The following is a 13,508-nucleotide window of genomic DNA, read 5'->3' on the forward strand; positions in this document are numbered from 1 at the left end:
TTTTAGAAACGGTAAAGGTACAATTCTACAACGTATTTTAAAGTTATTACAAGGTGTGGTTTTTCTTTTTTTGGAGCAATATTTGCAGCGTGCCCAACACAAAATATTATTGTATTTTAGAAGTTTGCAACAAAGAGAAATAGAATTATGAGCACATTCAATACTATCCAGCTAAAGCTGGAAGAATTTATTAAAAAATACTATACCAATGAGCTTATAAAAGGGGCCATCCTTTTTTTTGCTATTGGTTTGCTGTATTTATTGATAACGTTGCTTATAGAATACTTTTTATGGCTCAATCCATTAGGAAGACGCATACTCTTTTGGTTATTCATAATTGTTGAATTTGCTTTATTAGTTCGGTTTATCGCTTTTCCCTTGGCAAAACTTTTCAAACTTCAAAAAGGAATTAATTACGAAGAAGCCTCAAGAATAATCGGTAAACATTTTCCGCAAGTAAATGATAAACTACTAAACGTAATTCAACTTAACCAAAACCAACGCGAAAGTGAATTGCTTGCGGCCAGCATCGACCAAAAAGCCACTGAACTGCAACCAGTTCCCTTTAAAAGTGCCGTTAACTTTAAAAAGAATGCAAAATATTTGAAATACGCAGCCATTCCGGTTTTAGTGTTTTTACTTTTTAGTGTTTTAGGGGGAATGGATATTTTTTCCAGTAGCTACAAACGCGTTGTTCATTATGATACCGCTTTTGAACCCCCAGCACCGTTCTCTTTTATTGTAATGAATGGAGATTTAAATGCAGTTGAAAACAAAACTTTCAACTTAAAAATTAGAACTGAGGGAACCGCAATTCCAGAGAATGCGAGCATTAATTATAACGGTGAAACGTATTATCTGCAACAGACGGCCCCAGGCTTATTTGAATATACATTTCAGCAACCTTTGGAATCTATTGATTTCAGCTTAAAGGCAAATAAAGTTAGTTCCCGTGAATATACATTGGATGTTATAAAAATACCTTCGTTACTTAATTTTGAAATGATTTTGGACTATCCTTCCTATACCGGGAAAAAAGATGAAGCATTAAAAAGTACGGGAAACGCTACCATTCCGGAGGGAACACATGTTAAATGGAACGTATCTACAAAAAACACCTTAGCAGTTACTTTAAAAACTGCGGATACTTCCTTTTCATTTACTTCAAAAGGTGAAAATTTCAATTTTGAAAAGGGAGTCTATAATAAGTTGGATTATGCTATAACTACTTCCAACGAAAAATTGAAGGATTATGAAAATCTTGCTTTCAGTTTAAATGTTGTTAAGGATCAATTCCCTGAAATAGAAGTGCAATCTAAGCAAGACAGCACAGATTCGCAGCGGTATCTCTTTTTGGGCCAGATTTCGGACGATTACGGACTAACTAAACTTCGGTTGGTCTATTTTCCCGAAGGTGAAGAAAAAGAAGCTAAAACACTTGCTTTGCCGCTTAACAAAACCAATTTCGATCAATTTACATATAGTTTTCCTGGAAATATTTCTTTGGATGAAGGCATTTCATATGAATATTATTTTGAGGTTTTTGATAACGACGCTATTCATAATTATAAATCCTCAAAATCTGGAATTTATTCCTTTAGAAAATTGACGAAGAATGAATTGGAGGATGAGCAACTTCAAAATCAGCAGAATGCTATAAAGGGGCTTGACAAATCTTTGGAAGAATTAAAAGATAGAAAGCAAACTCTAGAAGAGTTATCAAAAACGCAAAAAGAAAAAAACGAACTTAATTACAACGATAAAAAGAAACTTGAAAACTTTATCCAGCGACAACAAAAGCAGGAAGAAATGATGAAGAATTTTTCAAAAGAAATGAAAGACGAATTGGAAAATTTTCAACCAGAGAACAAAGAGAAAGATCCTTTTAAAGAAGAACTTGAAAAAAGATTGGACGAAAACGAGGAACGTTTGAAGGAAAACGAAAAATTACTTGATGAACTTGAAAAACTACAGGATAAAATAGAAAAGGAGGAGCTTACTGAAAAGCTTGAAAAGCTTTCAAAACAGAATAAAAATCAAGAGAAGAATCTTGAACAGTTGCTCGAGCTTACAAAAAGATACTATGTAGAAAAGAAAGCTGAAAAACTTGCAGAGGAGCTATTCGATTTGGGGGAAGAGCAAGAAGAACTTGCTGATAAACCTGAGGATGAAAATACCAAAGAAGCCCAAGAAGAGCTTAACAAAAATTTTGAAGAATACAAAAAGCAAATGGACGAACTGCAAAAGGAAAATGAAGGTTTAAAGAAACCTATGGATATTCCTGAAGATAAACCAACCGAAGAGCAGATTGATAAAGAACAACAAAAAGCTACTGATAAACTTGAAGAACAAAAGCCTAGCGAGGCTGGTAAAAATCAAAAGAAGGCTGGCCAGAAAATGAAGGAGATGAGTAAAAGCATGCAGATGCAAATGCAATCTGGAGAATCAGAATCAATTGAAGAAGACGTAAAGATGCTCCGTCAAATTGTAGACAATCTGGTAGTCTTTTCGTTTCAACAGGAAGATTTAATGGAAGTTTTCAAAAAAATTGAATATGGCAATCCAATTTTTGGTAAGAAGCTAAATATTCAAAATGACCTTAAAACTAATTTTGAACATATAGATGACAGTATCTTTGCTTTATCGCTTCGCCAGCCGCTAATTGGTTCGCAAATAAACACTTCGCTTACAGAAATACAATATAATATTGATAAATCTCTAGAGCGATTAGCACAAAATGAATCAAGACAAGGTATTGGAAATCAGCAATATACTATTACTGGCGCTAATGATTTGGCAGTTTTGTTGAGTGATATATTAAATAACATGCAAATGCAGATGTCTATGGCTATGGGCTCTGGTTCGGGGAAAGGAAAACCGAGTCCTGGACAAGGTAGTGGAAGTGGATTTCAACTTCCAGATATTATTCAAAAACAGGAGAGTCTTGGCGAAAAAATGAAAGAAGGTATGAAGAAAGGAAAGAAAGGCAAAAAAGGTGAGGGTGAAGGAAAAGGTGATGGAAAAGGCGAAGGTAGTGGTGATGGCGATGGTGAGAATGGAGAAAACGGAAGAGATGGACAAAAAGGAAATAATAAGGCTGGCGATAGAGAAGGAAGTGGCGAAAGCGAGGATATTAATGGAGAGATTTTTGAAATATACAAACAACAACAAGAATTGCGCAATCAACTTCAGGATAGATTAAGTAAGGAAGGACTAAAAGGTAATGGTGGTAATCTATTAAAAAAAATGGAAGGTATTGAACAACAATTATTAGATAAAGGCTTTAATCAAAACACACTTCAGCAGATGCTTAATTTAAAATATGAACTTTTAAAATTAGACAAAGCTGATCTTGAACAAGGGCAGGAAAGTAGAAGAGAATCTCAAACTAACAAAAGAGATTTTCAAAACAATGTAAAACTTACTCCTGAAGAGATAAAAAAATACTTTAATACCACTGAAATATTGAATAGAGAGGCATTACCTTTGCGCCAAGATTACAAAAATAAGGTTCAGGAATATTTTAAGGAAACGAATGATTGATTTTACTTTTGAAACTGATTTTAAGCTAAAAAACGAAGCTATTTTAAAACAATGGATTTCTGAAAGTATTATTTCAGAAGGTTACGAAATGGGTGAAATCTTATATGTTTTTTGTGATGACGAATTTTTACATAAATTAAATTTAGAATTTTTAAATCACGATACATTAACTGATATAATCAGCTTTGATTATAAAGTTGGTAATCAAATAAACGGAGAAATTTATATTTCTGTTGAACGCGTTGAAGATAATGCTAAAGATTTCAACACAAATTTTGATGATGAATTACACCGCGTTATGATTCACGGCATACTTCACTTCTGCGAATATAAAGACAAAACTAAAAAAGATGAGTTTATGATGCGTGTGAAAGAAGAAGAAGCTCTTAAGGTGTTGTCTAAAATGTAATTTTTTTCAAAAGCTAATTACCTTATTGTTAGTATAATATTGTAATTTTGCACCCCTTTAAAAAAATCGATTAATAAAATGTTCCACGTGGAACAATTATAAGAATATATGTTTCTAAACGAGTACGATGTTATTGTTGTTGGTGCTGGTCACGCAGGATCTGAAGCTGCAGCTGCTGCTGCCAATATGGGTTCAAAAACTTTATTGGTTACAATGAATCTACAAACTATTGCGCAGATGAGTTGTAATCCTGCTATGGGAGGTATTGCAAAAGGGCAAATTGTGAGAGAAATTGATGCCATGGGTGGCTATAGTGGGATAGTTTCAGATAAAACGGCAATTCAGTTTAAAATGCTTAACAAATCAAAAGGTCCTGCTATGTGGAGTCCTCGAGTTCAGAGTGACCGAATGCGTTTTGCTGAAACTTGGAGATTAATGCTTGAACAAACACCGAATCTTGATTTTTATCAAGAAATGATCTCAGGAATTATTGTTGAAAATGGTGAAATTCGAGGTGTTAAAACATCTCTTGGATTAGAAATAAAAGGCAAGAGTGTTGTTCTTACTAATGGAACTTTCCTAAATGGCTTAATACATATTGGCGAAAAGCAATTTGGTGGAGGTCGAGCTGGCGAAAGAGCTTCAACTGGAATTACCCAAGATTTACTTGATTTAGGATTTGAATCAGGGAGAATGAAAACAGGAACTCCACCAAGAGTTGATGGACGTTCTTTAGATTTCTCCAAAATGGTTGAACAACCCGGAGATGAAATTCCTGAAAAATTTAGTTATTCCGATAAAACCACTACACTTAAAAATCAACGTTCTTGCCACATGAGCTATACAAGCTTAGAGGTACATAATATTTTGCGAGAAGGTTTTGATAGATCTCCAATGTTTAACGGTTCCATACAGAGTCTTGGACCTAGATATTGTCCGTCAATTGAAGATAAAATCAATCGGTTTGCTGATAAAGATAGACACCAACTTTTTGTTGAACCTGAAGGATGGGATACAGTAGAATATTATATTAATGGATTTTCCACTTCGCTACCAGAAGATATTCAGTTTAAGGCTTTGCGTCAAGTAGCGGGTTTTGAAAATGTAAAATTTTTCCGTCCTGGTTATGCTATTGAATATGATTATTTTCCTCCAACGCAATTGAAACATACGCTTGAAACGAAATTGGTTTCAGGTTTGTATTTTGCTGGCCAAATTAACGGAACTACAGGTTATGAAGAGGCTGCGTCGCAAGGGCTAATGGCAGGCATAAATGCGCATTTAAAAGTTCATGAAAAAGAATCTTTTATTCTTCAAAGAAATGAGGCTTATATTGGAGTTTTGATTGATGACCTTATTACAAAGGGTACTGAGGAGCCATATAGAATGTTTACATCACGTGCAGAGTATAGAACTTTGTTACGACAAGATAATGCTGATTTTAGGCTTACACCTAAAGCATTTGAGATTGGTTTGGCGGGTGAAGAACGGATGCGAAAGATGGAAGAAAAGAAAGAAAAATCCGAAGCTTTTGTTCAGTTTTTTAAAGATACCAGCGTTGTTCCTGAAGATATCAATCCTATTTTTAAAGCGAGAGAATCTGCTTTGGTTGAACAAAGCGATAAAATGTTTAAATTTTTTTCCCGTCCGGAGGTAACGATGGAAGATATGATAGGGTTAGCTTCAGTGAAAAATCATATTGAAGAAAATAACTTAGACACTGAAATGATTCAGCAAACTGAAATTCAAGTTAAGTATTCTGGATATATTGCAAAGGAAAAAAATAATGCCGATAAATTAAATAGATTAGAAGGCTTAAAAATTCCAGCATCTTTTGATTATTCAAAGTTGAAATCCCTCTCTTACGAAGCTAGGGAAAAACTTACAAAAATTAAACCAGCAACAGTTTCGCAAGCTTCAAGAATAAGTGGTGTTTCTCCAAATGATGTTTCGGTTCTATTAGTATATATGGGGCGTTAGCGACATTGTTTCACGTGGAACAATATTATGCAATCAACAAAAGAGTTTTTTTAAAACAAAATTTTCATTCTTGAAAAACAACGAAAAAAAGTATTTATCAGTAAAGGATTATTTAGTCTCTGAAGAATCTTTTGATTTGATTTATGATTCAGAATTGGATCTCCTAAAAACTTTTCCCCAACCAAATATTGAGGCTCTTCCGAAGTATTACGAAAGTCAAAACTATATTTCACATACAGATGAAAAGCGTGGTTTGTTTTCGAGCATGTATCAATTAGTAAAAAAATGGTCCCTTCAAAAAAAAACTAAATTAATCTTAAGTCAAAATAATGGAATTGGTTCTTTGCTGGATGTTGGTGCTGGAACAGGAGATTTTTTAAAAATTGCAAAGGAAAGCGGTTGGCAAGTTCAAGGAATGGAACCAAATAAAAATGCCGTAAAATTAGCTTCAGAAAAAGGGATTGAATTAAAACCATCTTTAAATGATTTTAAAGGAAAGCAATTTGATGTTATTACACTTTGGCATGTCTTAGAACATATTCCAAATTTAGAGGAAACAATTATAGAATTATCAAAACTGGTAAAACCAAACGGAACATTGATTATTGCTGTTCCAAATTTTAAAAGCTTTGATGCGAAGCATTACGGAAAATTTTGGGCGGCTTTTGATGTCCCTCGACATCTTTGGCATTTTTCGAAAGAGTCTATTCAAAAACTTTTTTCTGAAAATTTTGAAATTGAAAAAATCGAACCTATGATTTTTGATTCATTTTATGTAAGTCTACTTTCTGAAAAGTATAAAACCGGAAATAAATTTTCTTTAAAAGCTATTTGGTTCGGACTTATATCAAATTTAAAAGCAAAAACCTCAAAAGAATACTCTTCACATATTTATTGCTTCAGAAAAGTAAAATAAAGCCATTTTAGCGTCGCTGTGCTATTTTTAACCTAAAGCGGGGTGTTGCGCTGCTTGAATTAAAATAATCTTTGAAATGAACGGAAAAAGGTTGCTTTAAAATAGATTTTATCTATTTTAAATTAATAGTTATAAAATAGTACTATGCTTTTTCCGATTTATGAATTAACCGTGTTAATTTTATAGAAAGGTCAGTAAATATAATTTTAGCATTTCCGTTTCTTTCAATATGATAAGAAGCATCTTCTAGAGCAGAATTTATTTCAAAAATATTATTTTGATGTACAAAAGGGGCAAATTTGGTTAAAGAAAAAGACTCATCCTTCGCTTCAAAAAATAAAAGTGTATCTGCATTGTAATTTTTTAAAAGCGCTTGTCTAAAAATTTCGATACAATAAAAAAGAAATTTCTTTTGGGTTTCACGCCCCTCTTTTGCAAGTTCATCGCTCCAATCCAATAAATTATTAATAGCAGTTTTATTCCCCTTCGCTCTAAAAGCTGCACGAACCCAACTTATAAACCATTTTTCAAAAACTTCATCTTCCCCGGTTTCATCCAATAATTGTAACGCTTTATTATAATCACCCCTTGCTCTACGGGCAGTTTGAAATGCTACAGATTCCTTTACTTGCTGTTTTTTAATTAAACTTTCAGAAATATCGGCTTCAGAAAGTAATGGGATATCTATTTTTTGGCAACGTGAGCGGATAGTTGTAATTATTTGTTGCTCTTTTTCGGTCAATAAAAGAAGTACAGTTTTATCTGTGGGCTCCTCAATTAATTTAAGAATTTTATTGGCACATTCGCCGTTCATATTATCGGCCATCCAAATAATCATCACTTTATAACCACCTTCAAATGCTTTAAGGGAAAGTTTTTTTGATATATTTTCAGCTTCATATTTGCTAATATTCCCTTGTTTTTTTTCTATTCCAATGCTTTGTAGCCATTCAAAAAGGGAGGCGTAGGGATTGTTCAAAACAAAATTTCTCCAACCTTCCGCATAATTATCTGAAACCGCATTCTTTTTAACATCATCACTAGTATTTACTGGGTAAACAAAATGTAAATCAGGGTGAATTAATTTTGAAACTTTATTTTTGCAGGAAAGATATTCAGAACTTTCTTTTTCGTAATTGTTGCACAATAACTCTGAAGCATAAGCAATCGCCAGTGGCAATAACCCACTCCCATTAACACCCGAAAATAATTGAGCATGTGGAATTCGGCCATTTTCAATGGTTTTTAAAAGATGTGATTTTATATGTTGGTGACCTATTATTTCAGAAAAATCCATTCGCAAATTTAAACATTTTTGCGGGTTATTATTTAAACAAATTTTTGAAATGACTTCTATAAAACTTAATTCACCATTGCTTTTTTGTCCACATAATCATCCCTTTATTAAAGTCCAAAAAAACTATATTTGCAGGATAATATTTTTGATATGATAACGGTAAACGATATAGATTTTAAAGGAAAAAAGGCATTAATACGGGTAGACTTTAATGTTCCGTTAGATGCTGATTTTAATGTTACGGACGATACACGAATACGTGCTGCCAAGCCAACCATACTAAAAATTTTGGAAGACGGTGGCAGCTGTGTTTTAATGTCCCATCTTGGGCGACCCAAAAACAAAGAATCTGAATTTTCTTTGCAACATCTTGTGAAGTCTGTGTCTAATATCCTGGGTGTGCAGGTTAAATTTGTAGATGACTGCATAGGACCAAAGGTAACTGAGGCTGTTTCGGATTTAAAATTTGGAGAAATTCTTTTGTTGGAAAATCTTCGTTTTTATGAAGAAGAAACAAAAGGTGATCGTGATTTTGCCGAAAAATTATCAAAATTTGGGGATGTGTATGTGAATGATGCTTTCGGAACAGCACATCGTGCACATGCTTCCACGGCAATAATTGCCGATTTTTTCCCAGAAAATAAATGTTTTGGTTTATTGCTAGCTTCAGAAATTGAAAATGTAAAAAAAGTATTAGAAAATAGTGAAAAGCCAGTTACAGCGATTATTGGCGGTGCAAAGGTTTCTTCGAAAATCACTATTATTGAAAATATTCTAGACAAGATTGACCATTTAATAATTGGAGGAGGAATGGCTTTTACATTTATAAAAGCCCAAGGCGGAAAGATTGGAAATTCCCTAGTTGAAGAAGATAAGCAGGAACTGGCATTAGAAATTTTGGAAGAAGCAAAAAAGAAAAACGTTATTGTCCATTTGCCAGTTGATGCAGTAATTGCAGATAATTTTTCTGAAACAGCCAATACCAAAATCTCTTCAATAAAAAATATTCCCAATGGATGGATGGGACTTGATGTAGGTCCCAGAACCAATGAAATCTTCGGTGATGTACTTGCTGAGTCTAAAACAATTTTGTGGAATGGTCCTGTTGGAGTTTTTGAAATGGATAAGTTTGCCGAGGGAACTAAAATTTTAGGCCAAAATATTGCTAAAGCTACACAAAATGGAGCCTTTTCATTAGTGGGGGGTGGCGATTCTGTCGCAGCGGTACACAAATTTAATCTTACTGATAAAGTAAGTTATGTATCCACTGGCGGTGGTGCAATGCTGGAAATGCTGGAGGGAAAGACATTACCGGGAATTAAAGCCTTACTGCAATAATGTTAAATATCAGTAAACTAATGATTTGGAGTCAAATATTTGCGTAATTTCGCGGAATTGTTACTTTTGATAAAATTTATTTTATAAAAGAGCGTTACAGATTTAGGAATTTAACTGTGCCTCCTTTAAAAAAAAAATATATTAATCAGGCGAATTTGCCATAATCCCCAAATGCAATTAATAAGCTGATGAAACTAAACAAAATCCTCCTCCTAATGCTTTTGCTGGTCTTTAGCATAGGTTTTGCCCAACAGGGAAAAAGAAATGACAAAAAATTGAACACTAAAAAAGTTCAAGTTGTTGATTCCATTAAAGTTTCCAAAATAGCTAAAGAACTTCCATCCACAGTTATAGCCACTTCCCTTAAAGATACTATTATATATGATCTAAAAGATATGGCTCTTGCCAGAAAAAAGGATAGCCTATGGTTAAAGGAATTGTACAAATCTGATCTATTTGAAGATATATATAGCAGTGTAACCAATCAAGATTATACAGCAGTTGATTATGATGAACTTCCAACTGAAGTTTTGAAACAGCGACTAAAAGAGCTTGATGCACGCACTCCTTTTAAAGTTGAATATAACGCTTCCTTAGAAAGTGTGATCAAGCAATATTTAAAGAACCGAAGAGGAACATTGGAGAGATTGATGGGCTTGAGCGAATATTACTTCCCAATGTTTGAGCAAGAGCTTGATAAAAATAATCTCCCACTAGAATTAAAATATTTGGCAGTAATAGAATCAGCTTTAAACCCACGCGCACAATCAAGGGTTGGCGCTACCGGTCTTTGGCAATTTATGTTTACCACAGGTAAAATGTTTGGCTTGGACGTAAGTTCATACGTAGATGAACGTTCAGACCCAATTATGGCTACAGAAGCGGCCTGCAAATATTTAAAAAGTCTTAACAACAGTTTTAATGATTGGGATTTAGCACTTGCTGCATATAATTCAGGACCGGGAAATGTATCGAAAGCTATTCGTCGTTCTGGTGGAAAAACTAATTATTGGAATCTTCGCGATTATCTTCCACGTGAAACTGCTGGATATGTTCCTGCGTTTTTGGCTACTATGTATATTTTTGAATATGCAGAAGAGCACGGTTTTAAAAAACAAGGCCCGAGAATTCCTTACGTAGCTACTGATACCATTAAAGTGAAACAACAGATTACACTAGACCAAGTTGCGAAACTTACCAATCTTGACAAAGAGGAACTTGAATTCCTGAATCCTTCCTATAAACTTGGAATAATACCTGTAGTTAAGAATGAAAATTATATGTTGAGACTTCCATTAACTTCAGTGGGAACCTTTGTTAATAACGAAAATGCTATTTATGCCTTCGCTCAAGAAGAACAGGAAGTAGCAGAGAAGCCATTACCAGAATTATTTGAACAACCTGACAAAGTGCGTTATCGTGTAAAAAGAGGTGATTTTTTGGGTAAAATTGCAGAGAGATATGGTGTTGGGGTTAGTCAAATAAGAAGTTGGAATGGAATGCGTAGCAATACGGTTAAAGTAGGTCAGAACTTGATTATCTATCCAAAAAAGAGTTCCCAAGACATAGCCAGTAATAAGCCTGTAGCGCAAACAAGTTCTTCAAGTTCTTCAGAAAAAACATATACTGTGCGCAACGGAGATTCATTATGGAGCATTTCTCAAAAATTTCCTGGTGTTTCAGTGCAAAATATCCAAAAATGGAACGATATTAGTGGTGACAACTTGAAACCTGGAACTAAACTGAAAATTTATAAAGGATAGTTCCCAAACACATCCTTTAAATGAGATCCTATTATATTGTATTTTTTTCAATTTTTATTGCTTTAACATCTTGTAACGAGGGCGGTAAAAAGGACAAACCGTTCCTTCCAAGTTCTGTAGGAAATATTAATGCCCTCCAAATTGTTATACCCAACGATTTGTGGAATGGCATAGTGGGCGAAGCAATTCGAAATAATTTTGCCGCTCCCACAGATGGTCTTCCTCAAGACGAGCCCATATTTTCTATGAACCAAATGCCACCAGATGCTTTTTCTGGTTTTGCCCGTAGTAACCGTCTTTTCCTTTACGTTGTTCTTAGCAATGAAGATAAAGCAACCATAGCCACAAACGAATATGCCAGACCTCAGTCTGGAGCTGTTATAAAAGCAACTTCCGAAGAGAAATTGGTGGAGCTTATCAATAAAAATTCAGCCAAGATTATTGAAGCTTTTCATGCCTCCGAAATAAAGGAAAGACAGCGAAGAACCTCTATTTCATTGATGAAAGGAGATTCTCTTAAAAAAGTAATGGGTGTGAGTTTACAAATTCCAAGCGCATATAGAATTGCTAAAGCAACAGATAGTTTTTTCTGGTTACGAAAAGATTTAAAAGACGGAACTACCAATATTCTAGTATATCAAGTGCCATTAAATATGATTGAAAACGATAGCACGGCTGTCGGCGATATTATAAAAATTCGCGATTCCATTGGAAGTAGACTCCTACCAGTTGAAGATGATGGTCAGTTTATTACTGAAGACGCTTATGCCCCCTACCTATTTAAAACTAAAATTGACGGTAAGTTTGCTTACGAAACTAAAGGTACGTGGGAAGTAAAAGGCGACTGGATGGGAGGCCCCTTTGTAAATTATGCCGTTCTCGATGAGAAAAATAACCGCTACTTAATATTGGAAGGATTTACATATGCCCCTGCAGTAGCCAAAAGAGATCTTCAATTTGAGTTAGAATCCATTTTAAATTCAGCTAAAATAAAATAGATTTCCAAAAATATCAATATAACAAAAGACCCTCTCAATTTTAAAATTGAAAGGGTCTTTTGTTAAGAATATAAAATGAAATTATTTATTCTCATCAATCTTTTTTTCGTTTGTATCGTCTTTGGAAGCGTCCTTGAATTCTTTAAGACCACTACCCAAACCGCGCATAAGTTCTGGAATTTTCTTTCCGCCGAACAATAATAGCACAATAACCACAATCAATATAATCTGCCAAGGGCCAACAACACCTAAAGGAATAAACAATGCACTCATAATTTTGAAAATTTAATTAAGCAAAGGTAACAAGAAATGTTTAGATACAACGTTTTGGGGGTAACTTTAGCGTGTGGGGCTATAGTTTATTTTATATTTGTAAAAAGCTATTGGATAGTATGACAAAGAAAGAAAAAGGTAGCAAGCGCTTCAAAAGAAAGCTGTTGCATAAATACCGACTGGTAATACTTAATGAAGAAACCTTTGAAGAACGGTTTTCTTTTAAGTTGAATAGATTGAACGTATTTGTTTTTAGTACGCTTTTTGCCTTGTTTCTTATTCTGGCAACTACCTTTATTATTGCTTTTACCCCGCTTAGGGAATATATTCCTGGATACTCATCCACCACTTTAAAAAAGAATGCTACTCGCTTGGCATATGAAACAGACTCTCTACAGAAGATCCTTGATGTAAATGAACAATACCTCTCTTCAATTAGAAAAGTGCTCACAGGCGATGTTAAAACCGTAAATTTCAACAAAGATTCTCTCATTGAGGTAGCTAAAACCGATCCTTCTGTTTTGATACGGACTTCCAGAAAAGATTCTCTTCTTCGCGAAGCGGTTGCAAAAGAAGACAGATATAACCCCCTTATTGCACCCCAAGTTCAGCAATATGCACTCTTTGCACCTGTAAAAGGAGTAATTTCAGAACCTTATGATTCAAAAACTAAACACTATGCAGTTGATGTGGTAACTGCTAAAAACTCACCCGTAAAGGCCATGGCAGATGGTACTGTTATTTTTGCAGAATGGACCGCGGCTACTGGTTATGTTATTATTTTAAAACACGATAATAATTTAATTTCTGTTTATAAGCACAATGCAATGCTAACCAAAGAACAGGGCGAGATTGTAAAAGCGGGCGAGGTTATTGGCACGGTTGGCAATACAGGCGAGCTAACCACTGGTCCCCATTTGCATTTTGAGTTGTGGCGTGATGGCTATCCGGTCAATCCAACAAGTTTCATAGATTTTAATTGATTTAGCAT

10 protein-coding genes are annotated in these 13,508 nt (G+C 34.4%); 8 read left to right on the forward strand and 2 right to left on the reverse strand.

Annotation, left to right across the window (positions count from 1 at the left end; all coding sequences use genetic code 11):
* Positions 1 to 147 precede the first annotated feature (147 nt).
* The 4 genes from AEQU1_RS02325 (at position 148) to AEQU1_RS02340 (ending at position 6,848) form a co-directional block, all read left to right on the forward strand.
* Positions 148 to 3,543, forward strand: coding sequence for a DUF4175 family protein (locus AEQU1_RS02325; RefSeq protein WP_111878464.1), 3,396 nt, complete (start codon positions 148 to 150; stop codon positions 3,541 to 3,543).
* Complete coding sequence (gene ybeY, locus AEQU1_RS02330) at positions 3,536 to 3,952, forward strand: rRNA maturation RNase YbeY (RefSeq protein WP_111878466.1); 417 nt, start codon at positions 3,536 to 3,538, stop codon at positions 3,950 to 3,952. The genes AEQU1_RS02325 and ybeY overlap by 8 nt, the downstream gene beginning before the upstream one ends.
* Before the next feature lie 108 nt (positions 3,953 to 4,060).
* On the forward strand, positions 4,061 to 5,932 hold the full coding sequence (gene mnmG / locus AEQU1_RS02335) for a tRNA uridine-5-carboxymethylaminomethyl(34) synthesis enzyme MnmG (RefSeq protein WP_111878468.1): 1,872 nt from the start codon (positions 4,061 to 4,063) through the stop codon (positions 5,930 to 5,932).
* Positions 5,933 to 6,002: 70 nt separating this feature from the next.
* Positions 6,003 to 6,848, forward strand: a complete 846-nt coding sequence (locus AEQU1_RS02340) for a bifunctional 2-polyprenyl-6-hydroxyphenol methylase/3-demethylubiquinol 3-O-methyltransferase UbiG (RefSeq protein WP_111878469.1) — start codon at positions 6,003 to 6,005, stop codon at positions 6,846 to 6,848.
* Between the two features lie 142 nt (positions 6,849 to 6,990).
* Here AEQU1_RS02340 and AEQU1_RS02345 read toward each other — a convergent pair whose 3' ends face one another.
* Positions 6,991 to 8,145, reverse strand: coding sequence for a DNA polymerase III subunit delta' (locus AEQU1_RS02345; protein WP_111878471.1), 1,155 nt, complete (start codon positions 8,143 to 8,145; stop codon positions 6,991 to 6,993).
* A gap of 150 nt (positions 8,146 to 8,295) precedes the next feature.
* Between AEQU1_RS02345 and AEQU1_RS02350 the strand changes: the two genes are divergently transcribed.
* The 3 genes from AEQU1_RS02350 (at position 8,296) to AEQU1_RS02360 (ending at position 12,244) form a co-directional block, all read left to right on the forward strand.
* Positions 8,296 to 9,483 (forward strand): phosphoglycerate kinase, encoded by a 1,188-nt coding sequence (locus tag AEQU1_RS02350; protein ID WP_111878472.1) that lies wholly within the window; start codon positions 8,296 to 8,298, stop codon positions 9,481 to 9,483.
* A 188-nt stretch (positions 9,484 to 9,671) separates the two neighbouring features.
* Positions 9,672 to 11,246 (forward strand): LysM peptidoglycan-binding domain-containing protein, encoded by a 1,575-nt coding sequence (locus AEQU1_RS02355; RefSeq protein ID WP_111878474.1) that lies wholly within the window; start codon positions 9,672 to 9,674, stop codon positions 11,244 to 11,246.
* Between the two features lie 20 nt (positions 11,247 to 11,266).
* The gene (locus AEQU1_RS02360) at positions 11,267 to 12,244 is read left to right on the forward strand and encodes a DUF4837 family protein (protein WP_111878476.1); all 978 of its coding nucleotides are present in this window, start codon (positions 11,267 to 11,269) and stop codon (positions 12,242 to 12,244) included.
* A gap of 81 nt (positions 12,245 to 12,325) precedes the next feature.
* On the opposite strand, the gene tatA is transcribed toward AEQU1_RS02360, so the two are convergent.
* A complete protein-coding gene (tatA, locus tag AEQU1_RS02365; RefSeq protein WP_111878477.1) occupies positions 12,326 to 12,517 on the reverse strand; it encodes a twin-arginine translocase TatA/TatE family subunit in 192 nt (63 codons plus the stop codon).
* 119 nt (positions 12,518 to 12,636) lie between these two features.
* Between tatA and AEQU1_RS02370 the strand changes: the two genes are divergently transcribed.
* Entirely contained in the window at positions 12,637 to 13,500 is an 864-nt protein-coding gene (locus tag AEQU1_RS02370) for a M23 family metallopeptidase (RefSeq protein ID WP_111878479.1), read from the forward strand.
* The last annotated feature ends 8 nt before the right edge of the window (positions 13,501 to 13,508 follow it).

Origin of the sequence: Aequorivita sp. CIP111184, from assembly GCF_900489465.1 — a bacterium.
GTDB lineage: Bacteria > Bacteroidota > Bacteroidia > Flavobacteriales > Flavobacteriaceae > Aequorivita.